General features: G+C 65.0%; 19 protein-coding genes and 1 riboswitch. Of the genes, 10 read left to right on the top strand and 9 right to left on the bottom strand.

Annotation, left to right across the window (positions count from 1 at the left end):
- Positions 1-93: 93 nt before the first annotated feature.
- Positions 94-1,134 (bottom strand): dihydroorotase, encoded by a 1,041-nt coding sequence (gene pyrC / locus BMI87_RS09650; protein WP_078520958.1) that lies wholly within the window; start codon positions 1,132-1,134, stop codon positions 94-96.
- A gap of 173 nt (positions 1,135-1,307) precedes the next feature.
- Here pyrC and BMI87_RS09645 point away from each other — a divergent pair, with 173 nt between their 5' ends.
- Positions 1,308-1,520 carry a DUF1127 domain-containing protein gene (locus BMI87_RS09645; RefSeq protein WP_078520956.1) on the top strand — a complete coding sequence of 71 codons (213 nt, stop codon included), beginning with the start codon at positions 1,308-1,310 and terminating at the stop codon, positions 1,518-1,520.
- Between the two features lie 93 nt (positions 1,521-1,613).
- Here the strand turns inward: BMI87_RS09645 and BMI87_RS09640 are convergent, their stop codons facing one another.
- The 5 genes from BMI87_RS09640 to infC form a co-directional block, all read right to left on the bottom strand.
- Positions 1,614-2,552: a hypothetical protein gene (locus BMI87_RS09640; RefSeq protein ID WP_078520955.1), complete on the bottom strand. Its 939-nt coding sequence runs from the start codon at positions 2,550-2,552 to the stop codon at positions 1,614-1,616.
- Positions 2,553-2,728: 176 nt separating this feature from the next.
- Entirely contained in the window at positions 2,729-3,772 is a 1,044-nt protein-coding gene (locus BMI87_RS09635; RefSeq protein ID WP_078520954.1) for a glycosyltransferase family 2 protein, read from the bottom strand.
- Positions 3,773-3,816: 44 nt separating this feature from the next.
- Complete coding sequence (locus tag BMI87_RS09630; protein ID WP_078520953.1) at positions 3,817-4,482, bottom strand: SDR family oxidoreductase; 666 nt, start codon at positions 4,480-4,482, stop codon at positions 3,817-3,819.
- A 64-nt stretch (positions 4,483-4,546) separates the two neighbouring features.
- Positions 4,547-6,862, bottom strand: coding sequence for a glycosyltransferase family 2 protein (locus BMI87_RS09625; RefSeq protein WP_078520952.1), 2,316 nt, complete (start codon positions 6,860-6,862; stop codon positions 4,547-4,549).
- 659 nt (positions 6,863-7,521) lie between these two features.
- The gene (gene infC / locus BMI87_RS09620) at positions 7,522-8,064 is read right to left on the bottom strand and encodes a translation initiation factor IF-3 (protein ID WP_078521052.1); all 543 of its coding nucleotides are present in this window, start codon (positions 8,062-8,064) and stop codon (positions 7,522-7,524) included.
- 234 nt (positions 8,065-8,298) lie between these two features.
- Between infC and BMI87_RS22055 the strand changes: the two genes are divergently transcribed.
- The 4 genes from BMI87_RS22055 to BMI87_RS09600 all read left to right on the top strand — a co-directional run bounded on the left by BMI87_RS22055 (position 8,299) and on the right by BMI87_RS09600 (position 12,867).
- Positions 8,299-9,282 (top strand): hypothetical protein, encoded by a 984-nt coding sequence (locus tag BMI87_RS22055; protein WP_168175174.1) that lies wholly within the window; start codon positions 8,299-8,301, stop codon positions 9,280-9,282.
- A 142-nt stretch (positions 9,283-9,424) separates the two neighbouring features.
- On the top strand, positions 9,425-10,105 hold the full coding sequence (locus tag BMI87_RS09610) for an FAD-binding oxidoreductase (protein WP_078520951.1): 681 nt from the start codon (positions 9,425-9,427) through the stop codon (positions 10,103-10,105).
- A gap of 144 nt (positions 10,106-10,249) precedes the next feature.
- Entirely contained in the window at positions 10,250-11,404 is a 1,155-nt protein-coding gene (gene ctaA / locus BMI87_RS09605) for a heme A synthase (RefSeq protein ID WP_078520950.1), read from the top strand.
- Positions 11,401-12,867, top strand: a complete 1,467-nt coding sequence (locus BMI87_RS09600; RefSeq protein WP_078520948.1) for a carboxypeptidase M32 — start codon at positions 11,401-11,403, stop codon at positions 12,865-12,867. The genes ctaA and BMI87_RS09600 overlap by 4 nt, the downstream gene beginning before the upstream one ends.
- An 84-nt stretch (positions 12,868-12,951) precedes the next feature.
- Here BMI87_RS09600 and BMI87_RS09595 read toward each other — a convergent pair whose 3' ends face one another.
- Positions 12,952-14,805, bottom strand: a complete 1,854-nt coding sequence (locus BMI87_RS09595; protein WP_078520947.1) for an ABC-F family ATP-binding cassette domain-containing protein — start codon at positions 14,803-14,805, stop codon at positions 12,952-12,954.
- 274 nt (positions 14,806-15,079) lie between these two features.
- Here BMI87_RS09595 and ndk point away from each other — a divergent pair, with 274 nt between their 5' ends.
- Entirely contained in the window at positions 15,080-15,502 is a 423-nt protein-coding gene (gene ndk, locus BMI87_RS09590; protein ID WP_078520946.1) for a nucleoside-diphosphate kinase, read from the top strand.
- Position 15,503: 1 nt separating this feature from the next.
- On the opposite strand, the gene BMI87_RS09585 is transcribed toward ndk, so the two are convergent.
- On the bottom strand, positions 15,504-15,863 hold the full coding sequence (locus BMI87_RS09585) for a TfoX/Sxy family DNA transformation protein (protein ID WP_078520945.1): 360 nt from the start codon (positions 15,861-15,863) through the stop codon (positions 15,504-15,506).
- A gap of 557 nt (positions 15,864-16,420) precedes the next feature.
- Positions 16,421-16,900 (bottom strand): Rrf2 family transcriptional regulator, encoded by a 480-nt coding sequence (locus tag BMI87_RS09580; RefSeq protein ID WP_078520944.1) that lies wholly within the window; start codon positions 16,898-16,900, stop codon positions 16,421-16,423.
- A gap of 324 nt (positions 16,901-17,224) precedes the next feature.
- On the opposite strand from BMI87_RS09580, the gene BMI87_RS09575 reads away from it, so the two are divergent.
- From BMI87_RS09575 to BMI87_RS09560, 4 genes are all read left to right on the top strand, one after another.
- Positions 17,225-18,235, top strand: coding sequence for an SLAC1 anion channel family protein (locus tag BMI87_RS09575; RefSeq protein ID WP_078521051.1), 1,011 nt, complete (start codon positions 17,225-17,227; stop codon positions 18,233-18,235).
- A gap of 186 nt (positions 18,236-18,421) precedes the next feature.
- The gene (gene speB, locus BMI87_RS09570) at positions 18,422-19,393 is read left to right on the top strand and encodes an agmatinase (RefSeq protein ID WP_078520943.1); all 972 of its coding nucleotides are present in this window, start codon (positions 18,422-18,424) and stop codon (positions 19,391-19,393) included.
- Positions 19,390-19,815 carry a DUF1499 domain-containing protein gene (locus tag BMI87_RS09565; protein ID WP_078520942.1) on the top strand — a complete coding sequence of 142 codons (426 nt, stop codon included), beginning with the start codon at positions 19,390-19,392 and terminating at the stop codon, positions 19,813-19,815. The genes speB and BMI87_RS09565 overlap by 4 nt, the downstream gene beginning before the upstream one ends.
- A 114-nt stretch (positions 19,816-19,929) precedes the next feature.
- Positions 19,930-20,976 carry a DUF475 domain-containing protein gene (locus tag BMI87_RS09560; RefSeq protein WP_078520941.1) on the top strand — a complete coding sequence of 349 codons (1,047 nt, stop codon included), beginning with the start codon at positions 19,930-19,932 and terminating at the stop codon, positions 20,974-20,976.
- Between the two features lie 29 nt (positions 20,977-21,005).
- A riboswitch (cobalamin riboswitch) is annotated at positions 21,006-21,200 on the top strand.
- Positions 21,201-21,227 lie beyond the last annotated feature (27 nt).

Here is a 21,227-nt window from a genome sequence, read left to right as displayed (position 1 = left end):
AGGCTGGTTTCGGCTTGGTCTAAATATCCCCCGCGGAGCGTCCCTCGGCTGGCCCGGGAGCCTCCGGCGGGGATATTTGCGCCAAGGCGAAACTCAGCGTTTTACATGCCAATGGACCGGGAAACCCGGATCGAAGAGGGTGACAGGGCCCGCGCCGGTTTCGATCTTGGCGGGCCAGCTGTTGGGCTGGTCGGTCTTCTCGAGCGTCAGCGTGCCCTCGTTGACCGGCAGGCGGTAGAAATTCGGCCCGTTGCGCGAGGTGAAGGCCTCCAACTTATCGAGCGCGCCCTCGGCTTCGAATACATGCGCCAGAAGCGGCATCGTATGGGTCGCGGTGAAACAGCCCGCACAGCCGCAGGCGGTTTCCTTGGCGGCGTCTACATGGGGCGCGCTATCGGTGCCGAGGAAGAAATGCGGGTTGCCCGAGGTCGCGGCCTCGACCAGCGCCAGCCGATGCGTTTCGCGCTTGGCCACCGGCAGGCAGTAGTAATGCGGTTTGATCCCGCCCACGAGGATATGGTTGCGGTTGATGATCAGGTGATGCGTGGTGATCGTGCCGCCCATGTCGTCGCCCTGCGCGGCCACGTAATCCACGCCGTCTTTCGTGGTGATATGCTCCATCACCACGCGCAGACCGGGGGTCTTGCGCCGGATCGGGTCCAGCACGGTCTCGATGAAGACGGCCTCGCGGTCGAAGATGTCGACCTCGGGGCGGGTCACCTCGCCATGCACGCAAAGCGGCAGGCCGATCTCGGCCATCTTCTCCAGCACGCCGCGCACCTTGTCGAAATCGCGCACGCCGGAATCGGAGTTCGTCGTGGCGCCCGCCGGATAGAGCTTCACCGCCTTGACCAGACCGGAGGCGGCGGCCTGCGCCACGTCTTCCGCGTCGGTCTTCTCGGTCAGGTAGAGCGTCATCAGCGGCTCGAAATCGCTCCCTTCCGGCAGCGCCTTCAGGATGCGCTCGCGATAGGCGGCAGCATCGTCTCCGCGCACCACGGGGGGCACGAGGTTCGGCATGATGATCGCGCGGGCGAAATCACGGGCGGTTTCGGGGGCGACACCTTCCAGCATCGCGCCATCGCGCAGATGCAGGTGCCAGTCATCGGGGCGGGGCAGGGTGATCGTGCTCATGAGAAAAGTCCTTAGCCCGAGGCTGCGTGCAAATCCAGAGGGAGCGCGCATGCCGCGCTGCAGCATTTGCATGGCGGGGATGCGGAGATGGCGGTACCACTGGCAGTAAAGCTGACCTAAATTCAGTGCCAAGGGAGAAAACGACCTGAACGCTGAACCTCAGGAGGTTTCCAATGGCATTCGTTACCACCGCCCATGGCGAACAATCGATCTTTGCCCGTATGGGCCACGCAATCGCACAAGGCTTCGTCGCCTATATGGAGCGCCAGTCGCGCCAGGAGCAAATCCGTGCGCTCGACGCGAAAAGCGACGCCGAGCTGGCCGATATGGGTCTGACCCGTGACGGCATCGTGCGCCACGTGTTCCGCGACCGCTTCTACATCTGATCGCGGTCCGGGGCGCCCGGGCGTCTCGCATTGAAAAAGGGCGTGCCCCCGCCGGGGCGCGCCCTTTTTACGTTTCAGTCTCTCGATCGGGGTTCAGGCCGCGCCAGCCCGTTCTTGTGGCTCCGGCAACTCGACCCCCTGCTCGGCGAGCTTCTGGGCGAGCGCCTCATAGCGGTTGCGGAATTTCGGACGGTTCTGGCTGGTCCCGACCGCGCGGCACAGGATCGCTTCCAGCACCGGGCGGCGCGCTCGGCGCAGGTGGTCGACCAGCCGGATCACGTAGCGTTTCGAGAGCCGCCGGGCGCGGAAGAAGGTCCAGAACAGGGACGGGGTCAGCTTGCCCGCGCCTGCCGCGATCAGAATCTCGTCGAGAATATCCATATCGAGCAGCCCCGCCGCCGGGTCCGGGCCGATATGCCGGCACGGCATCAGTGTCACGCAAGGCCGCGCGAACAGGGCCGCGTGCATCGCGTCGAGCCGCTCGAACGGGTCATAGAAGACGAAGGCCCGCTCCACGCCGTCGAGCATTTCAGGCGCGAAGCCGTAGCGGTCGGTGAAAGACATCCGGCGGGTTTGCGGGAACCGGTCATCCCAGCCCGCGAGTGTCGGATCGAGTGTCGCCTGCGGTGCGAGCGCGACCACCGTGGCGCCGGGTGCTGCGACCGAGAAGGCCGCCGCCGCGTAGCCGCCGGGGCCCGCGCCGTAGAACACCACACGGTCGAAATCTTCGAAGAAGGCCTCGTCGACGAGACGGTCGAAATAGGCATAGATGGCGGGGTCGCGGAACCAGCTCTCGTCCGAAGCGATCACGCTGAGTGCAGACCAGCCCTCATCGCGGGCGATCTTGTAGCCGAAGGGCAGGGCCTCTTCGCGATCGGCCTCGATCTGTGCGCGAGTCTCGAAGCTGACGATCAGGACGGGCGAGTCGTCGTGGAACAGCACTTCGTGATCGGCGCCGAGCGGCTCGTGATAGCCGGTCTCGTCCGCGATCGCTTCCAGCCGTGCACGCCAGTCCGTGTCTGCCTTGTTCACCTTCGCCTCTTTTCAGCTTTCGTGCGCGCGTCGCTTGCTGCGGGCGCGGGCGGGACACCGCCGGTTCTGCTCAACCAACGTATCACCGCAAGAAAGGGGCACAAATAGGAGCCAAGCGAGGAATCTGCCGCCACATTTCTTAATGGGCAACAATCGGCCTAGTTGGCGGCGTTTGTTCACGGGTTCTCGGTAATTGCCGCTTTTGCGAGGCGGACCATGAGTTTAGCGGCCTGCGGTGAGAGCGGGCGGCTCTGCGGACAGAGGAGAAGCCTGCCAAAAAGCGCGCGATACGGCTCCTCGCGCAGAAGCGCGCGGGCCTTCTCTTTGCGCCACATAATCGCCTTTTTGTGCAGGCCGGGCAGGTCGGAATCGGCGGTCAGCTCGGCAAGGGCGGCCTGCGTGCCCGCATCGTGGCGACGGATCGAATCGTCCTCCACGTCCGAGAAATTGCGCTCCACCCAGTAGGACATGTCGAAGGCGCCTGCCTGCCGGTTCGAGCGGCCGCGGTCGCATTTCACGAGGTAGCCCTCCATCGACCCAAGCGGATAATGGTTGAGCTGCACCAGATCGTAAGGCGCGCTGCCGGGCGGGGTGAACAGTTTCTGGCGCTGATAGTGAGGCGGCAGTTTGCGTCCCGATCCGTCGACCCAGAGCGTGCCCGGCAGCTTGTCGTCCTGTGGCGCGCGGGGGCGGTGGACGCCGAGCTTGGCATAGGCGCCGGTATTGGCAAACAGCGTCTTGAACATCGACGCGCGCCACGGCCAGAGCATGTCCGGCGGCGCGCAGCGGGGGAACTGTTGCGTGACGGGGCGATCCTCGAAGCCAACCACGCCGCAATTGCCGAACAGTCGCCATGTCATCGCGAAAGCGGTGGCCTGCGGGACGGCCTCGATCAGCGCGTCCAGCGTGCCGTCGCCGGTCTTTATGGTGACGAATTCGTCAACGTCGATCACCGCGATCCAGTCGGCCTGAGCCACCAGCGGATGCGCATCGCCCTGTTTCAGCGCGGCCCATTGCGGCCCTTCCTTCCACGGGCCGGGATTGGGCACATGGGTCAGCCAGCCGATTTCCTGCAACCGATCCAGCATCGCATCGGTGCCGTCGTCGCAGTCATTGGAAAAGACGAGGAAATCCGTGAAGCCGATGGCGCGGTGATGGGCCAGCCATTCCAGCAGAAACGGGCCTTCATTCTTGACGGATGTGATCGCAAGCGCACGCATTTCGCCACTGTAGTGAGGCCGCGCGCGCCCGCAAGTGTCTGGGATCACACGGCGACGTGGCGCGGCAGGGCGGCCACGCTTGCCGCGATTTCCTCGGTGCCGTCGGTCAGCTCGAGGATTTCGTGGCTGATCTCGGGCGTGTCGATCAGCGCCGCCAGCACAGCCGCGACATGGCCACGCGCGACCGAGCCGTAATCGAGCGCATGGGCCAGCGCCACGCGCCCGTCGCCGTCCTCATCCATCAGCGTGCCGGGGCGCAGGATGACATAGTCGAGCCCGCTCGCCACCACAGCGGCGTCGGCCGTCTTCTTCGCCAGCATGTAATGCTCGAAGCCCGGCTTGATCTCCTTGCCGCGCCCGGCATCGGGGAAGGCGGAGACGAGGTAAAGCCGAGGCACGCTCATCCGGTTCATCGCGGCGATCACGTCGAGCGGTGCCTCGCCGTCGATCCGGGTGGTGCGCTCGAGGCCGGAGCCCGCAGCCCCCGCCGAGAAGACAACCGCGTCATGGCCCTCGAACATCGGTTCGAAATCGCCTGCGGTCAGTTCCATCAGGTCGCCTTGGACGGGCGTCGCGCCCATCGCGCGGAGGCTGTCGGCCTGCTCGGATTTGCGGTGCAGCGCGGTGACCTCGTGTCCTGCCTCAATTAGAAGCGGGACCAGTCGATGCCCGACGCCGCCTGTCGCGCCGATGACGAAAATGCGTGCCATGTTGTGTGTCCTTTCCTTTGCTCGGAGAGCTAGGTCAGGGCACGCTGGGGTAAAGGCGCCGCCTTCAGTGCGTCGCCTCGTCGGGCGCTTCGACCGTGAAGAAGAAATCGTCGGGCAGATCGCGGGCATGCAGGTCGTCGGGGATGACATGCGGGCCGGTGTTGAACACGGCTGAGCCGAAGACATGCAGCATCCGCGAGAGCGCTTCGAACCGTTCCGAGGTCAGGGTCTCGTAGAACTCCCGCTGATCGGCGCGCGCCATCAGCTCCTCGATCTTCGCGCGGTGGCAGGCGACGGAATGGTGGTGCGCGGCGGCGATCTCGGGATCGGCCATCATGCGGTCGAACTCGGCGCGAGCGGCCGGCAGCATCCGCTGGATCGAACGATCCTCGACCGCGTTATGGTTCATCCGGAACCAGTAGTTCAGCCCCTGATCGCGATCGACATGGTTCACCCGGCCCCGGTCGCGCTTAACGAGGAAGCTCTCGGCCGAGCGCACCGCGTAATGGTTAAGCTGCACCCAGTCATAGCCATAGGTGTCGAGCGTCGAGCGCCAGCCGTTGCGGAACATCTCGCGCGGCATCGGCTGGCCCGAGCCGTTGAGCCAGTTCACCTGATCCCAGAGGTCCGGGTTCAGCCCCTTGGGACGGTGGACGCCCAGTTTCTTGTAGAGCGCGATATTGCGAAACAGCGTCTTGAAGCCCCAGGCCTGATGCGGTTTGCGCACGATCTCGGGGGCGCAGCGGGTGAATTGCCCGGTGATGAAGCTGTCCTCGTATGCATGGACATCCGCATTGCCGAAGAGCCGCCAGGTGAGCGCGATCATGTTCGCCTTGCCCATCGCTTGATACAGCGATTTCAGCGTGCCGTCGCCGATCTTCACATTTATGAACTCGTCCACATCCATGCAGATCGACCAGCCCGCCTTGGTGATGACCGGCTCATTCTCCGCCGCCGCCAGCGCCGCGTGCTGCGGCTTCATGTCGACCATCGTGCGGAACGGGTTCTCGCGGTGCTGGACGTAGCCCTTCGCCTGCAGCAGGTCGAGCATCGTATCGGTGCCGTCGGTGCAGTCGTTGGTATAGACGAGGAAATCATCCACCCCGATCGCGCGGTGATAGGCGATCCATTCGAGGATGAAGGGGCCTTCGTTCTTCATCGTGGTGACGATGGCGGTGCGGCCTGCCTCGACCGCCTGCGCGGGCGCGTCTTTCACCTTCGAGACCGGCGGGCGCACTGGCTTGAACCCCCAAATGTCGCGCGACAGATGTAACAGGCGCTCGTCCTCGATCAGCGAGGTCTTGGGCGCGAGTTCCGCAGGCGAGGTCCCCGGCACCCGCAGCGCCATCGCGCGCCAGAAGCAGTAGGTCAGCCCCGGATCGGGCCGGCAATAGCTGACCCGCAAGAGGCGCCACGTATTCTCGAGCCCAGCCTTTTGCGGCGCGCAGCCCCAGCGGGCGATACCGCGCCGCGCGTCGAACTGGCGGCAGATATGGTCGGGGAAGCGCGCGGGCTGATCGTTGCGCACGCGCCAAGGGTAGATGCGGCGGCCCACCAGAAGGATTACGCCGTTCTCGGCCTCTTGCGTGGCTTCGAAGGCCGAGGGCTGCCCCGGCTCGCGCGCCGCCAGCAGATCGGTCACGTCGAGCACCAGCACTGAGGCCGCCTTCGCGAAGAAACGCCATTTCGCGATCTCGAAGATCAGCGCCTGACCCAGCGGGCTGCGCTGCGGATCGGGGGCAGGCGGCTCCATCCGGTCCTTGCCGGGGGCGTCGGGGGCGAGGAAGACATGGTTCTCCGGTCCCATCCCCGGCTTGCCGAGCGGCAGCGGGCTTTCAAGGATCGCGACCGGCAGGTCCAGCTCGCGCAGCGCCATGCCCGCCTCGAGCGCATCGGCGAAAGTCTCGCCGGTGCCTGCGGGGCTGTCCACGGGCGCGCGGTTCACGATCACCGCGCCCGTCGCGCCGTGATAGTCGTGATGCCAGCTCAGCCAATCGAGCACCGTCTCGACGCTTTCCTCCAGCCGCAGCCCGAACAGGCAGTTGCGGCCTTCGAAAATCTCCCAGTCGGGGGTGGCGGGGGTGATCTCGCGCAGGGTAGGGCCGTCCGGCCCAGTCATCGCGGCCTGAATCGGGCCCGGCGCGGTCGGCTCGTAGATCGCCATCACCGCGCCCGCGACATTGCGCCCCTCGGCCAGATGCGCGGCCCCGGGTACGGCGTCGAAGCTGAGATCCTCGGCTTGCGCGGGGGCGGCGAAGAAGGCGCGCAGGTGATGGCGGGGCCCGAGATCGGTATCCTCGGTCCAGCCCACCGCGTCGAGCAGCGCGGGCTGGCCCGTTTGCGCCTGCAGGATGCGCCGGATCACTCGTTGCTTGCCCATGTCGATCTCGAAACTGCCTCTCGTTCCACCTAGCACGCCGGGAGCGGCCCGATAAAGAGCGCGCAACCGCCGGTCACCCGATTCCGGGTCGTGCCTGTCCGGGGTTCGATTTCGCCTCCGAACGGGGCGATTTCGCGCGGTGGGAATGGCGAAACCGGGGCAATCGCGGAGGAGCACGCGCAAGACCGGATGGGACGGGAAGAAAAAGGCGCTGAAAGTTCGATCGGGGCGAGTCGCTCGCGTGATCGCGCCGTGTGTCTTGAGAGCCCGAAAAGACAGGTCCGAAGCCGGAGCGTCGGGCTTCCGGTAAGGTTTTCCTCACACGCGGCTCACCAACCCTGCCAGAAACGTGACCATTGGAACAGTTTGTCGCAGTTCAAACCGGATGAATTTTGACCTAAGTCAAGTTCAGCACACGGATACTCCCATATCACAAGTGCATCGGGTTCTTGATCTCCCTGACGCGGCCCAAACCGCACAGAACCCGACCAGAGGAACAGACGTTCTCCCTCGTCTTTTCCCCAAAATGCGCCGCGGGTCTCCCTCCCGCGGCGCTTTAATTTTCCATCCCCCCGAAACGCGAGAACCGCCCGCGACGGGTCATGAAAAAACCCTCCCGGTGAGGGGAGGGTTTAAACCATCTCGCGATGCTCGGGCGCTTATTTCGCCGGGGCGATCATCATCACCATCTGGCGGCCTTCGAGCTTGGGCATGTTCTCGACCTTGCCCAGTTCGCCCACATCGGTGCGGACGCGGTTGAGAAGCTCGAGACCGAGATCCTGGTGCGCCATCTCGCGACCACGGAAGCGCAGGGTGACCTTCACCTTGTCGCCGTTCTCGAGGAACTTCACCACGTTGCGCATCTTGACGTCGTAATCGTGCACATCGGTGCCCGGACGGAATTTGACTTCCTTGATTTCGATCGTCTTCTGCTTCTTGCGGGCTTCGGCTTCGCGCTTTTGCTGTTCGTATTTGAACTTGCCGAAATCCATGATCTTGCAGACGGGCGGATTGGCGTTGGGCGAGATCTCGACGAGATCGAGCCCGGCCTCTTCGGCCATGGACATCGCTTCGCGCGGGGTAACCACGCCGACATTCTCGCCTTCCGCGCCAATGAGTCGAATCTCGTTCGCGCGGATACGGCCGTTCACTCGGGGGCCGGTGTCACGGGTCGGCGGGGCGTTATGGGGTCTGCGGGCTATGGTGGGAATCCTTCTGTAGCCATTGAGTAATTTCGGGCGGAAAAGATAGTCCCGAGTGCCGCCGTATTCAACCGCAAAGGCACGGGAACCGGGCGGTGAGGATTTGCGTTGTGTCCTGCCGGGCAGGGCAAAGGCATTTGCGGCGCGATTGCGGTCCGTATGCGTGGCTGCGCCCAGTGGTCGAGGCGGGGTGAATAGCGCCCGCAGAGAGAGACAATCAAGGGAAAAAGCGTGATGAACAAGATTGTGGCAGCGGCGATCGTGGTGTTGGCGGTGGCCGCCGGATTGATCATCCTCAATACCGATATCACAGACTCGCCCGACGCGACCGATACGACAACCAACGCAGCGGCTGGCACTGAGTCTGGCGACAAGAGCATGGCGGACAAGGCCAGCGATGCGGTGAAGTCTGCAGGCGAGTCGGTGAAGGCAGCCGCTGACAAGGCGAGCCAGGCGGCGTCCGACGCGGCCGACAGCGTGAAGGAAAAGGCCTCGGGCGCGATGGATACAGGCTCGAACGCGGCGGCGGATGCTGCCGATGCCGCGAAAGAGGCGGCGCAGAGCGGAGCCGATCAGGCACAAAGCGCCGCCACCGACGCCGCTCAAAGCGCCGCCGACACCGTCTCGAAAGCGACCGAGACCGCGCAGCAGGCGGCAAGCGACGCGAGTGACGCGGCCAAGGACGCCGCCTCCGCAGCAAGCAAGGCCGCGACAGCCACGATGGATTCCTCAAGCGATACGGCCAGCGCGGCTGCCACCGATGCCGCGAAGGCCGCCACGGCGGCGGCGGAAGCGGCCGCGAAAGCTGCGAATGCGGCCGCCTCGGCGGCTAGCGGCGCGCAAGAGGAGGCGACCGATAGCGCTGTCGAAGGCGCGAGCACGGCGGCGAAAGCGGCAGCCGATGCCGCCAGTCAAGCCGCCAATGCCGCAGCCGATGCCGCAGCCGCTGCGACCAATGCCGCACAGTCGGCGGCCCCCGCAGGTGCCGCGAGCGGTGGCGACACGCAAAAGCCGGTGCCGGCGCAGGGCGTGATGAGCGCGGCGAAGGCGCTGACCGTGGAAGGGTTCGACGCGGACAGGGTGATAGATATCGTCGACACGTCCGAGCTGCCCGAAGCGACGAAGGAGCAATTGCGCACGGCGGTGCAGAGCGCGCGTGACAATCCGCAACTCGTCGAAGGCGTGGTCGATCAGGTCCGTGCGGCGCTGGGCTTCTGATCCCCATCTGCCGCCACATTGGCTGAGACCAAAGGGTCGCGCGATATCCCATCGCGCGGCCCTTTTCTTTACCCATTCGGGGGGCGGGGTGGGAACGTCTGCGCAAAGCCTCGCGTTCGCTCTTCAACGAAAGGAGCCCGCCATGAGCACCCGTCTCGAATTGCAAAGCATCTCACCCGTCACCCATGACACGCATCACCTCGTCTTCCCGCGCCCCGAAGGGTTCGACTTCGCCCCCGGTCAGGCGGTCGATCTGAACCTGACCCGCGAAGGCTGGCAGGGCGAGCAGCGTCCCTTCACCTTCACCAACCCGGTGGATGGCGACACGCTGGAATTCGTCATCAAATCCTATCCCGACCATGACGGCGTGACCGAGCAGATCGCGACGCTCACGCCCGGCGAGACCGTCGAGGTCTCCGATCCCTGGGGCGCGATCAAGGACGAAGGCCCCGGCACGTTCATCGCAGGCGGGGCAGGGGTGACGCCCTTCATCTCGATCCTGCGTGCACGTCTGGCCCGCGAAGGGACGCTGGAGGGCTGCCGCCTGATCTTCTCGAACAAGACGGAAGCCGACATCATCCTACGCGACGAGTTCGAGGCGATGAAGGGGCTGGAGACCGTCTGGACCGTCACCGATCAGGACGATCCCGGCAAGGGCGTCATTTCGATGTATGTCGATCGCGGCTTCCTCGCGCCCTACGTCGAGAAGGAGAGCGGCAAGTTCTACATCTGCGGCCCCGACAAGATGGTCGATGAGATCGAGGCCACGCTGAAGGAGCTTGGCGTCGAGGAAGACCGAATCATCCGCGAGGATTTCGACTGAGGTTGTCCGATCACGTCTAAGTGGCCTGTGACCGCGCGCCCTGCGCCTTCCCGCCCCCTTGCCCCCGGTGAGGGGGCGGCCTAGTTTGCCCTCGCGCAACTTTTTGCCGAGAACAGGCGACAGACAAGCCGGGGGTCCGCACGCATGAGCGAGAAACGCAGCATCTTCGAGGAAGTTGGATCGGAGGGCACCACCACGCGGGCCGAACCCAAGGGCGGCATGATCGACGCAAAGCCGCGTGGTGCGCGCCGGGCGATCCGGATGTGGCTGTTCGTGCTGTTCACGCTGGTCGTGGCGATGATCGCCGTGGGCGGGGCCACGCGCCTCACCGATAGCGGGCTGTCGATCACGCGCTGGGATCCGATCTCGGGGGCGATCCCGCCGATGAGCGATGCGGACTGGCAGGCGGAATTCACCCATTACAAAGAGAGCCCGCAGTTCAAATACATGAACCCGAACATGACCGTGTCCGAGTTCAAGGGCATCTTCTGGTGGGAATGGGGGCACCGGCAGCTGGGCCGCCTGATCGGCATGGTCTGGTTCATCGGATTCATCGGCTTCTGGCTGACGAAGAAGATCCCGACCGGGTGGACGGGTCGACTGTTCAGCCTCGGGATATTGGGCGGTCTGCAAGGCGCGATCGGCTGGTGGATGGTGTCTTCGGGCCTCGTGGGGCGGATGACGTCCGTGGCCTCCTATCGGCTCGCTACCCATCTGGGCCTCGCCTTCATCATCCTCGGCCTGATCTCGTGGTTCGCGCTGCAACTCTCGCGCCCGGAATCGGCGCTTCTGCAGGCCCGCCGCCTGGCGGAGCCGCGCCTGACCCGGATCGGCTCGGTGCTGATCGGGCTCGTGTTCGTGCAGATCATCCTCGGTGCGCTCACGGCTGGGATCGATGCAGGGCTCGCCTTCCCGACATGGCCCTCGATGAACGGGCAGTTCCTGCCCTCCGAGAGCTTCGATTACACGCCGCTGTGGCGCAACTTCTTCGAGAACCCGGCGCTGGTGCAGTTCATGCACCGTATGGTCGGCTATCTCGCCTTCGCCTCCGGCCTTTACGCCGCATGGCGCGCGCGCAGCTCTGCTCATCCGCGCACCAAGGAAGCCTTCGCGCTGATGGCCGCGATGATTTTCTTCCAGATGGTGCTGGGCATCACCACCGCGCTTGAGCTGGTGAATTACTGGTGGCTGGGCCTCATCCACCAATTCGGTGCTATCATCACCTGGGTCCTCGTGATCCGCGCGCGTCACATGGCGCGCTTCCCCCTTGTTCGTTCCATCCGGGAGGGCCGCGTATGAGCGCCTATCAGGACCTGCTCGCGCATCAGCGCGAAACCGAAGCGCTGGGCAATATCGCCGGGCTGCTAAGCTGGGACCAAGAGGTGATGATGCCGCGCGGCGCCGCCGATCAGCGCGCCGAGGAATCCGCCGCGCTGGAATCGGTGCTGCATGCGCGCCGCACCGATCCGCGTATCGAGGACTGGCTGGCCCGCGCCGAGGCCGATGACGCGGTCAGCGCGCGCGTCCTCGATCTGGTGGGGCGCAGCTACAACCGCGCGACCCGCATCCCGGCGCGCCTTGCGACCGAGATGGCGCGTCTGACCTCGCTGTCCCAAGGCATCTGGGCGGAAGCCCGCGCGAACGAGGACGCGTCCGCCTTCCTGCCGACGCTGGAAGAGGTCGTGCGCCTCAAGCGTGAAGAGGCCGAATGCCTGTCCGAGGGCAATCTCTACGATGCGCTGCTCGACGATTATGAGCCGGGTGCGACGTCGAAGGAAATCGCCACCGTCTTCGACCGGATGCGCGGCCCGCTGGTGGAGCTGCGCGACCGGGTGCTGGGCTCGGAGGTCTCGCCGCAGCCCGTCGACAAGGTCTTTCCCGAGAACGCGCAACTGCGGCTCGCGCGCAAATGCGCCTCCGCTTTCGGCTATGACTGGACGCGCGGGCGGCTGGATATGTCGGTGCACCCGTTCTCCTCGGGCGGCGGCGACGATGCGCGCATCACCACCCGGATTTCTGAATCCGACCCGTTCGGCAATATCTACTCGACGATTCACGAGGTCGGCCACGCCACATACGAGCAGGCGATCAACCCGGCCTATCGCTTCACGCCGCTGGGCCATGGCGTCTCGATGGGCGTGCACGAAAGCCAGAGCCGGATCTACGAGAACCAGCTTGGCCGCTCGGCCCCGTTCACCGGCTGGCTGCATCAGCGCATGACCGACGCCTTCGGCGATCTCGGCATGGATACGGAGGCCTTCCACGCGCTGGTCAACCGCGTCGATATGGGCTTCATCCGCACGGAATCGGACGAGCTGAACTACAACCTCCACATCATGCTGCGCTTCGATCTGGAGCGCGATCTGATCTCGGGCAAGCTGGAGGTCGCGGATCTCGAAGAGGCGTGGAATACCCGCTTCGAGCAGGATTTCGGCGCGAAGGTCACCAAGCCCAGCCAAGGCTTCCTGCAGGATGTGCATTGGTCAGTGGGGCTGTTCGGCTATTTCCCGACCTATGCGCTGGGCAATGTCTATGCCGGTTGCCTCGATCAGGCGATGCGCGCGGTCACGCCCGGCATTGACGCGGCACTCGCCGAGGGCGATGCGAGCCCCGCCAAGCAATGGCTCGACGAGAACCTGCGCGTCCATGGTGGGTTGCGCACCCCGCGCGAGACGATCCAGAACGCCTGCGGCTTCGAGCCGACCGAGACGCCGCTGCTGGCTTATCTGACGCGGAAATTCGAGGGCATCTACAAGCTGTGATGCGCCGCACTGGTTGAGGGGGCAGGCGCCTCCGGCGGGGATATCTGGATTGAAAAGAAGGGGCGCGCGGCCCCTTCATCGATCTCAGTCCTGCTCGGCGGTTTCCAGCTTTTCCAGCGCCGCCATCCAGAGCGCCTCGGCCTTCTCCATCGCCTTGGTCGCCTCGGTATGCTTCGCCTGCCAGATCGCGAGATCCCTCGCTTTTTCAGGCTCGTAGAGCGTGGGATCGGCGAGTTTCGCGTCGAGCTTCTCGAGCATGTCGCTCAGCTTCTCGACCCGGGCCTCGCAGTCGCGGACCTCACGCTTCATCGTCGTCATCGCACAGCGCGACGGCTTCGCGGCTTTCGATGCGGCCGATTTGGCAGGCTTGTCCTCCGGCGGCGGCGCCAGCAACTCGGCCCGGTAGCTTTCCAGATCGCCCTGATAGGGCGCGACCGCGCCGCCTTTGACCAGCCAGAGCCGGTCCGCGACCAGACCCAGCAGGTGCATGTCGTGGCTGACAAGGATCACCGCGCCGGAATATTCGGTCAGCGCCGTCACCAGCGCCTCGCGGCTCTCGATGTCGAGGTGGTTGGTCGGCTCGTCGAGGATCAAGAGATGCGGCGCATCGAGCGTCGCCAGCAGCAGCGACAGCCGCGCCTTCTGCCCGCCCGAGAGCTTGCCCACCGCCGTCTCCGCCTGATCCGCGCCGAGGCCGAAGCCCGCAAGCCGCGCGCGCAGCTTGGCGGGATGCTCGTCGGGGCGCTCGCGTTTGAGATGGGTGAGCGGCGTCTCTTTCAGGTCCAGCTCGTCGACCTGATGCTGCGCGAAATAGCCGATCCGCAGTTTGGACGAGCGCGTGATCTTGCCGTCCATCACCTGAAGTTTGTCCGCCAAGAGCTTGGAAAGGGTGGATTTCCCCTCGCCATTGCGTCCCAGCAACGCGATCCGGTCGTCCTGATCGATACGCAGGTTGAGCTGCTTGAGGATCGCGGGCCCGCCATAGCCCACGGCGGCACCTTCCATCGCGATGATCGGCGGCGAGAGCTGTTCCGGCGCGGGGAAGGTGAAGACCTGTTTCGCCGCTTCTTCCGGGGCGGTGATCGGCTCCATTTTCTCGAGCATCTTGACGCGCGCCTGCGCCTGCTTGGCCTTGGTGGCCTGCGCGCGGAAGCGATCCACGAAGCCTTGCAGATGGGCGCGGCGGGCCTCCTGCTTCTTGGCCTGAGCTGCCTGCGCCTCGCGGCGCAGCCGGCGAGTGCGGGCAAACGTGTCGTAGCCGCCTTGATAAAGCGTGAGTTGCCGATCCTCGAGATGCAGGATCGAGCCCACGGCGCGGTTCAGAAGATCGCGGTCGTGGGAGATCACGATCACCGTATGCGGGTAGCGCATCAGATAGCTTTCCAGCCAGAGCGCGCCTTCGAGATCGAGATAGTTCGTCGGTTCGTCCAGAAGCAGCAGATCGGGCTGCGCGAACAGCACGCCCGCGAGCGCCACGCGCATCCGCCAGCCGCCGGAGAAATCCGAGCAGGGGCGCTTCTGCGCCTCCATGTCGAAGCCGAGACCCTTCAGGATGGCGCTCGCCCGCGCCTCGCCCGACCACGCGTCGATATCGACCAGCCGCGTCTGCACCTCGGCGATGCGATGCGCGTCGGTCGCCGTCTCGGCTTCGGCCAGAAGGCTCGCGCGTTCCTCGTCGGCGGCCAGCACCGTATCGAGCAGCGAGGTCGAGGAGGACGGCACTTCCTGCGCCACGCCGCCGACCCGGGCGCGCGAGGGCAGGCCGATCTCGCCGCCATCCAGCGTCAGCTCGCCGCGGATCAGCCGGAACAGTGTCGTCTTGCCCGCGCCGTTGGGGCCGACGAGGCCGACCTTGTGGCCTTCGGGAATGGTGGCGGAGGCGTTCGCAAAGAGCGGACGGCCGTCGATCGAAAAGGAGATATCGGAGATGCGCAACATGGGGCCTGACTTGGCGCAGGGGCGGGCAACAGTCAATCGCTGCTGCGCGCCGCTGCCCCTTCGGCTTGGCAAAAATATCCCCGCCGGAGGCATCTGCGGGCGCAAACCCGCGCAACGACCTGCCGATCGGCCTTGACCAAACGGTCACAAACCCAATCTAGAGTCGCCGCAGCCCCGCCCATGAGGGCTTTTCAAGGCTTCCCCTGCATGGTAGCAGGCGCGGCAGATATTTCGGACCGGATACCGGCCACGAACCACAAGGAAAGGGTCACACATGGCCATCGAACGCACGCTGAGCATCATCAAACCCGACGCGACCAAGCGCAACCTCACCGGCAAGATCAACGCCAAGTTCGAGGAAGCGGGTCTGCGCATCGTCGCGCAGAAGCGCATCCAGCTGACCATGGATCAGGCCGGCAAGTTCTACGAAGTCCACAAAGAGCGCCCCTTCTACGGCGAACTGTGCGAGTTCATGGCGTCCGAGCCGGTCGTCGTTCAGGTGCTCGAGGGTGAAGGCGCGATCGCCAAGAACCGCGAAGTGATGGGCGCGACCAACCCGGCGGAAGCCGACGAGGGCACCATCCGCAAGGAATACGCGCTCTCCGTGGGTGAGAACTCGGTGCACGGCTCCGACGCTCCGGAAACCGCTGCGGAAGAAATCTCGTTCTTCTTCTCGGGTCTCGAGATCGTCGGCTGATCTAGCGTTTCGCGATCAGACCAATTTCCGAGAGGGCCGCGTCCAGCCGGGCGCGGCCCTTTTCTTTTGCGGATTGGGTGGTGCTGTCGCTCGCCGCGATCCGCGCCTTAAGTGCATCGAATTTCTTGCGGAATTCGGCCTTCTCCGTGCCGCGACAGTCGTTCCACGGGCGCCCTTGCAGTGCCATGTGCAGGGCGTAATAGCCGATGAAATGGGCGGGATTCCCGACCTCGATCCAAGCGGCATAGGCGGCGTCCGCGCCGATCTCGCGCAGTTCCTCTGCCGAGGTGATCCCGGCGCGGATAAAGCCCTCGGCGGTGGCGGGGCCGATCCCCTTTATGGATGTGAGAGAGGTGCTCATCGTGCCGGACGGTCCTTCGGGGCGCGCGGTATCAGTGTCGCGCGGGCTGGCGTCGGGACAGTTTGAGAGCAGACTTCGCGCCACGCAAGAGCAGCGCGAAGGAGAGATCGAAGGGGAGGCGGCGCGAAAACCGGCGGTGAATGAAGATGCCGGTTGCGGAGCCTGCCTGCGCCGCTATCATAGCGACGCGAGAAAGGGCGTCAGATGGACGCCCAGTCGTCGAATACGGTGCCGTTCTGTTGGGTCGTATTGCCCGTTTGGCCTTGTTGCTGGCCAGGACGGTTCGTGCCGCCTTGCTGTTGCTGGCCTGATTGAGTGCCCGATTGCTGTTGCATGACCTAAGCCTTGTGATGAGTCGCGTTTAGCGGGGTCTTCCCGTTGGTGCGACAAGTAGACACAGGCTCTCGCCGGGAAAAGGGGTGGTCAAGCGAAACTGAATTTTGATCTCTTTGCCGTGAGCGGGTGTCATGAAACTGTGACGTTGCCGCCACGAAAACGCTGCTGCGCACGGGAATGCGTCAGAAATAGGGACCTATCGGCGCGTCATGTCGCGGCGGTTATTCCGCGGCGCGTGCGGTTGCGCAGATCGACAGCGGCTGCAGGCCGGGCAGGCTGAGCATCGCCTCCAGCGCGGTGTTGTTGTCGACCAGATCGGCGAGCGTCTTGCGGTCCAGCGTCCCGTAGAAGGCCTCGAGCGCATCGGTCAGAGCATCGCGGAACAGACAGGCGTCGCGCAGCGGGCAGGTGTTGGTCTCGGTATCGAAACATTCGGCGAAGGGCAGGGCGGCCTCGAAGGCGCGCAGCACTTTGCCCACGCCGATCTCTTCGGGCGGGCGGGCAAGTTGCATCCCTCCGGCGCGGCCGCGCAGGGTGGTGATGAAATTCTCGCGCGCGAGCGTGTTGATGACCTGCGCGAGATGGTTCTCGGACGCGTTACAGGCCTCCGCGATCTCATGTTTGCGCACGGTGCGATGCGGATTGACCGCGCAGAACATCAGCACGCGCATCGCGAGATTGGTTCGTGTGGTCAGACGCATCGCAACTCCTCCAGCTCACGAAGCGGTGATATAGGTAAGTTTACCTCGCAGGTTTGACCTATGTCACGTTCCTTGAAAATTTTCGTCACAGAGCGGGGCTGGCGCAAGCGGGGATCCGCCAGAGGCAATATGCGCGGGACGTAGATGCGCGCTGCGCCCGGCGCGGCGAATGCGTCCATTTGTCAGACTCCTCACACACGGATGCGTGAGTAAATGAGAGGTGTGATCCCGCCGCGTGGGTTGGTCCGGCGCGGCGCGGGTGATCTGATCCGTCGCGTTGTGGGCCGTTCGGCCCCGCGCGGCGATGGCCACCGGGAGGGCAAGATGAGCAGTCTGGCTGAAACGAGTGCCGCGCATAGCCGGCTCGAGCATTTTCCGATCACCTTCTATGCGACGACGATGGGGCTCGGGGGCTTCACGCTGGCGCTGCGCGCGGCGGCCAAGCCGCTCGGGTTGGGACCGTTGCCCTATCAGGTGATGTTCGCGGTGACGGCGACCGTTTTCGTGCTGATCTCGGTCTTCTATCTCGCCAAGGCGCTGAAGCATCCGCAGGGCGTGAGCGCAGAATGGCATCACCCGATCCGGCTGGCCTTCTTCCCGACCGTCGCGATCTCGCTGTTGCTGCTGGCGACGGGGGCGTTGACGGTCTCGACCCCGCTTGCGCTCCTGCTGTGGCTTGCAGGCACGACCCTGCAGGGGATCATGACGCTCGCGGTCGTGACCAACTGGATCGGGACGCGCAGTTTCAAGCACGGGCAGCTGAACCCGGCATGGTTCATCCCGGCGGTGGGCAATGTGATCGTGCCAGTGGCGGGCGCGCAGCTCGGTTTCATCGAGATCAGCTGGCTGTTCTTCTCGGCCGGGATGCTGTTTTGGCTCGTGCTGCTGACGCTGGTGTTCAACCGTCTGATCTTCCACGATCCCCTGCCGAGCAAGCTGCAGCCGACGCTGGTGATCCTGATCGCGCCGCCCGCGGTGGCCTTCATCGCGTGGCTGCGCCTGACCGGCGAGCAGATCGTGCCCGGGGCCGAGATCGGACAGGGCGTCGATCCTTTCGCGCATATCCTTCTGTCGCTGGCCTATGTCTTTGCGGCGCTCGTCGCGGTGCAACTGCCGCGCATCCTGCGGCTGCCCTTCGCGATGAGCTTCTGGGCGCTGAGCTTCCCCATCGCGGCGCTGACCATCGCGACATTCCTGCATGCCGAATACGCCCATTCAGAGCCGCATCTGCGCATGGCGGTGGCGTTTCTCGCGATCCTTGCCGTGGTGATCGTAGGGCTCGTCTGGCGCACGGGGCTTGCGATCCTGCGCGGAGAGATTTGTCAGCCGGAGTGAGGGGGCGCGCCCCGAGGGGATGATCGTTTGTCTTTGCATGAGGTCAGGCGCTGCTCGGGGCTCGTCGTCCCGGGCGGAGCTATGCCCAAGCGCTGGAAGTCGGACGCGCCCCTCATCCCCTCGCACGGCAGCTTGACCTCCCGCGAGGGCTGGCGCAGATTTCGCGGGCGAAAAGGAGGGGCGATCATGGCTCTGGAAGATGCGAAAACCCAAGTGGATCAGGCTTTTACGCGGGCAGAGGCACGTGGCCTGAGCTTCGAGAATACCTTCGGCGGGGCCACCAGCTTCCTGCGGCGGCGCTATACGAAGGACCTCGCGGGCGCGCAGATCGCCGTGACCGGCATCCCCTTCGATCAGGCGGTGACGAACCGCCCCGGTACGCGTTTCGGGCCGCGGGCGATCCGCGAAGCCTCGACGCTGCAGGCGTTCGACGCGCCCTATGGCTGGGGTTACGACCCGTTCTCGGAACTCGCCATCGTCGATTACGGTGACATGCCCTTCGACTATGCCAATGTGCCGGAAGTGCCGGGCCGGATCGAGGCGCATCTGGGCGCGATCTTCGGGGCGGGCGTGGTGCCGATCACGCTGGGCGGCGATCACTTCATCACGCTGCCGATCCTGCGTGCGGCCGCTGCCAAACATGGGAAGATCGCGCTCGTTCAGTTCGACGCGCATTCCGACACTTGGGCCGATGACGATATGGACCGGATCGACCACGGCACGTTCCTGTATAAGGCGATCAAATCGGGCGTCGTGAAGGCGGAGAACACCGTCTCGGTCGGTATCCGCACCGACAATCCCGATACGCTGGGCGTGACGATCGTGGATGCGCCTTCGGTGCATCGCGAGGGCGTCGAGGCCACGCTGGAACGCATCCGCGCGGTCGTGGGCGACAAGCCCTGTTACATCACCTTCGACATCGACGGGCTCGACCCGGCCTTCGCGCCCGGCACCGGCACGCCGGTCTGGGGCGGTCTGGCCAGCTGGCAGGCGGCAGAGCTGTTGCGCGGGCTGAAAGGGATCAACCTGATCGGTGGCGATGTGGTCGAGGTCTCTCCGCCCTACGATCCGACCGGCGTGACGGCCATCGCGGGCGCCCATGTCGCGACCGAGCTGATCGCGCTGGCCGGTTGGGGGCTGCGGGAGGGCGCGGCATGAATCGGGCCGTGACGATCCTCGCGCTCGGGTTGGCTGCGGTTGCCGTAGCCGATGGCTGGGTGCGCTTCGCCCCGATCGACCCTGCGCGCTACAAGGTCGAGGGCTTGGCGAAAGCGCCCGGCGATCACCCCGAGACGGGCGGGTTTCAGGCGGCCCGCGAGGTCTCCGATCCGCTGGTGCAGATGGCCGCACTCGACAAGATCATCCGCGCCACCGCGCGCACGAAACAGGTGGCGGGCAGCGTCGATGAGGGGCATGTGGCCTATGTCACCCGCTCCGCCTTCTTCGGCTTTCCCGACGTCACCACGCTTTGGGTCGAGGGCAACACGCTGCAAATCCGCGGCCATCTCGTCTACGGCAAATCTGACCTTGGCGTGAACAAGGCCCGGATCATGGGCTGGCTCGACGAGGCGGGGCTGTAGGGGGGGCTGATCCGAGGCGCGCTTGCCGGGTCACAGCGATCAACTCTGACGGCGCGCTCCCTTGCGAAGAGAGGGGGCGAAGCCTAAGTGAGGCTCCATGCAGCCGGAGCCAGCATGACCACCATGTACCGTTATTTCTCCTGGGCCATCGCCGTCACCATCGCGGGGCTGGTCGGGTCGTTCGCGCTGGGATTTGCCCAGACCGGCGGGCTTGGCGGCGCGGTCTCTTTCCTGATGATCACGGCGGTGCTCGCCGTGCTGGAAATCTCGCTGAGCTTCGACAACGCCATCGTCAACGCCAACAAGCTGCACCAGATGACGCCAAAATGGCAGCGTCGTTTCCTGACCTGGGGTATTCTGATCGCGGTCTTCGGGATGCGTATCCTGTTCCCGCTGCTGATCGTCGTGATCGCCGCCGGGATCGGACCGTGGGAAGCGGTGCAACTGGCCGCGAAACATCCGGCGGAATATGCCGAGATCATCGAGGACGCGCATCTGTCGATCGCGGGCTTCGGCGGCGCTTTCCTGATGATGGTCGCGCTCACCTATTTCATCGACGAGGGCAAAGAGGTTGACTGGATCCGAGCGTTGGAGCGCCGTCTGCGCGCGCTCGCCTCGATCCGCGGCCTCGAGATCGGGCTCGTGCTGCTCGTCATTCTGGCCTTTACCTGGATCCTGCCCGAAGGGCGTGAGGACGAGTTCATGTTCGCCTCCATCTGTGGGCTTGCGACCTTCCTCGGGGTCGAAGTGCTGAGCCACGTGCTCGACCGGACGAATATCGCCGCCGAGACGGCCAAGGCGGGCCTCGGCGCGTTCCTCTATCTCGAAGTGCTCGACGCGTCCTTCAGCTTCGACGGGGTGATCGGGGCCTTCGCGCTGACCCAGAACCTGTTCCTGATCGCGATCGGTCTGGGGATCGGCGCGATGTATGTGCGCTCGATGACGCTGATGCTGGTGGAGCGCAACACGCTCAGCGAATTCCGCTATCTCGAGAACGGCGCCTTCTGGTCGATCCTGATCCTCTCGGTCGTCATGTTCGCGCAGACGTTGGTGGAAGTGCCCGAGGTGATTACCGGGCTGATCGGGGCGGGGCTGATCGGGCTGGCGCTGCTGTCCTCGATCCGTTTCAACAAGCGCAGCAGAGCCGCCGTCGAGAGTTGAAATTTTCTTGACAGACTGCGGCGCGCGCGGCACAGCAGGGGCACTTCGGTTCCGCCTTGGCGGATGAAAAGGGAACCCGGTGCGATGCGTGCATTCATTCCGGGGCTGCCCCCGCAACTGTGAGCGGCGAGTGACGGCTGACTGAGCCACTGGGGCGACCCGGGAAGGCCAGCCGAAACCAAGACCCGCGAGCCAGGAGACCTGCCGAGGCGCTCATCCTTTCTGCCTGTGCGGGGCGCGCAGCGGAGGCG

It is taken from the genome of Thioclava sp. F28-4, assembly GCF_002020045.1.
GTDB classification, from domain to species: domain Bacteria; phylum Pseudomonadota; class Alphaproteobacteria; order Rhodobacterales; family Rhodobacteraceae; genus Thioclava; species Thioclava sediminum.
This window is presented reverse-complemented; position numbering and strand designations above follow the sequence as displayed.

Excerpts from the sequence above, each read along its gene's own strand:
- pyrC (WP_078520958.1), bottom strand. The coding sequence starts at position 1,134 with ATGAGCACGATCACCCTGCCCCGCCCCGATGACTGGCACCTGCATCTG.
- BMI87_RS09645 (WP_078520956.1), top strand. The coding sequence starts at position 1,308 with ATGGCATTCGTTACCACCGCCCATGGCGAACAATCGATCTTTGCCCGT.
- BMI87_RS09635 (WP_078520954.1), bottom strand. The coding sequence starts at position 3,772 with ATGCGTGCGCTTGCGATCACATCCGTCAAGAATGAAGGCCCGTTTCTG.
- BMI87_RS09630 (WP_078520953.1), bottom strand. The coding sequence starts at position 4,482 with ATGGCACGCATTTTCGTCATCGGCGCGACAGGCGGCGTCGGGCATCGA.
- BMI87_RS09625 (WP_078520952.1), bottom strand. The coding sequence starts at position 6,862 with ATGGGCAAGCAACGAGTGATCCGGCGCATCCTGCAGGCGCAAACGGGC.
- BMI87_RS22055 (WP_168175174.1), top strand. The coding sequence starts at position 8,299 with ATGAACAAGATTGTGGCAGCGGCGATCGTGGTGTTGGCGGTGGCCGCC.
- BMI87_RS09610 (WP_078520951.1), top strand. The coding sequence starts at position 9,425 with ATGAGCACCCGTCTCGAATTGCAAAGCATCTCACCCGTCACCCATGAC.
- ctaA (WP_078520950.1), top strand. The coding sequence starts at position 10,250 with ATGAGCGAGAAACGCAGCATCTTCGAGGAAGTTGGATCGGAGGGCACC.
- BMI87_RS09600 (WP_078520948.1), top strand. The coding sequence starts at position 11,401 with ATGAGCGCCTATCAGGACCTGCTCGCGCATCAGCGCGAAACCGAAGCG.
- BMI87_RS09595 (WP_078520947.1), bottom strand. The coding sequence starts at position 14,805 with ATGTTGCGCATCTCCGATATCTCCTTTTCGATCGACGGCCGTCCGCTC.
- ndk (WP_078520946.1), top strand. The coding sequence starts at position 15,080 with ATGGCCATCGAACGCACGCTGAGCATCATCAAACCCGACGCGACCAAG.
- BMI87_RS09585 (WP_078520945.1), bottom strand. The coding sequence starts at position 15,863 with ATGAGCACCTCTCTCACATCCATAAAGGGGATCGGCCCCGCCACCGCC.
- BMI87_RS09580 (WP_078520944.1), bottom strand. The coding sequence starts at position 16,900 with ATGCGTCTGACCACACGAACCAATCTCGCGATGCGCGTGCTGATGTTC.
- BMI87_RS09575 (WP_078521051.1), top strand. The coding sequence starts at position 17,225 with ATGAGCAGTCTGGCTGAAACGAGTGCCGCGCATAGCCGGCTCGAGCAT.
- speB (WP_078520943.1), top strand. The coding sequence starts at position 18,422 with ATGGCTCTGGAAGATGCGAAAACCCAAGTGGATCAGGCTTTTACGCGG.
- BMI87_RS09565 (WP_078520942.1), top strand. The coding sequence starts at position 19,390 with ATGAATCGGGCCGTGACGATCCTCGCGCTCGGGTTGGCTGCGGTTGCC.
- BMI87_RS09560 (WP_078520941.1), top strand. The coding sequence starts at position 19,930 with ATGACCACCATGTACCGTTATTTCTCCTGGGCCATCGCCGTCACCATC.